The 498-nt window shown below is 69.7% G+C and carries 1 pseudogene (cut by a window edge); it reads right to left on the bottom strand.

Annotated elements, in window-relative coordinates:
* Nucleotides 1-480 (bottom strand): annotated as a pseudogene (locus tag E6J58_04015) (hypothetical protein); it reaches 21 nt to the left of the window's first position.
* Nucleotides 481-498: the final 18 nt, after the last annotated feature.

Consider the following 498-nt stretch of genomic DNA (forward strand, 5'->3'; position numbering starts at 1 on the left):
GAGCTCCGAGACCTCGCGCGAGACCTTGGTGCCCGAAGGCAGCGTGAGCGTAGCCGACGCCACTGCCTCGCCCGCGTCCCAGAGCTCGACCGACACGATCGAGTCGGCCGGCCCCGGATTCTGCAGGGCGAGCGCGAAGAATGTTCCGGTCGCCGGCGCCGCGAACACGGCGCTGGCTCGCGTCTGCAACGGAAAGATGGCTTCGGTGACGGCGAGGAGGGGGATCGTACTCTTGCCGAGGTCCGCGGTGCGCAAGGTCGCAAAGGAGGTCGCGCTGGTCAGGTCCGGGTTCGTGACGCTGACCATCCTGGCGTCGAGTTGCGCGTCGACCGCGGTGACGACCTCGATGCGTGAAGAGTCCACCCACGACGTCGAGGCGAGGGCGACGCCCTCGATCAGCACCTGGGCCTCCGGTTGAAACCCGTCCCCGAGCACCGCCACCAGCGACCCCCCTGGCAACAGCCCGCCGCCGGGCAGCACGTCGCCGATGGAAACCGC

Source organism: Deltaproteobacteria bacterium (genome assembly GCA_005879535.1).
Classification (GTDB): Bacteria; Myxococcota; Myxococcia; order Myxococcales; family 40CM-4-68-19; genus 40CM-4-68-19.